The organism is Paenibacillus sp. 01T422, from assembly GCF_056398785.1.
Genome location: NZ_JBFTQB010001492.1, coordinates 1 through 704 on the forward strand (window position 1 = coordinate 1; position 704 = coordinate 704).

The following is a 704-nucleotide window of genomic DNA, read 5'->3' on the forward strand; positions in this document are numbered from 1 at the left end:
TTATTGTTCCGTCAAAATAACCGGTCCTTGGCTCGTAATTGCAATCGTGTGTTCATATTGTGCAGATAGACTGCCGTCGTAGGTTCTTGCTGTCCACCCGTCGCTATCTACCTTGGCATGATATTTGCCGACATTGAGCATCGGTTCAATGGTGAACACCATGCCTTCTTTAATGCGCGGCCCTTTGCCTGCGGGTCCGTAATGCGGGACCTGCGGTTCTTCATGCATTTCGGCGCCGATTCCGTGTCCGATAAAGTCTCTGACGACGGAGAAGCCATGTGACTCTGCGTACACTTGGATCGCATGTGCAACATCGCCAATGCGGTTGCCTGGAATTGCTTGCTCAATGCCTTTGTACAGAGATTCCTTGGTTACTTTAAGCAATTTCTCGGCAATAGGAGAGATGTTCCCAACGGCATAGGACCAAGCGGAATCCGCCAACCAACCATCAATCCGTACAACCATATCGATGGTTACGATATCGCCGTCATTCAAGGCCTCTTTCTTCGGGAAGCCGTGGCAGATAACGTCGTTAACAGATGCGCAAGTGGCGTAAGGGTATCCGTGATAGCCCTTTTGTTCCGGTGTTGCGCCGTGTTTTGCCAAAAAGCCCTCTACGAATTGGTCGATTTCCCAGGAGGTGATGCCAGGGCGAATCATTGTGGCAATTTCTTTATGACAATCAGCTAGAATGCGTCCAGCTC

Annotated in this window: 1 protein-coding gene; it reads right to left on the minus strand. The window is 50.1% G+C overall.

Annotation, left to right across the window (positions count from 1 at the left end):
• A partial coding sequence (gene map, locus AC1DUA_RS39770; RefSeq protein ID WP_477504897.1) for a type I methionyl aminopeptidase occupies positions 1–704 on the minus strand: 704 nt, incomplete at its 5' end.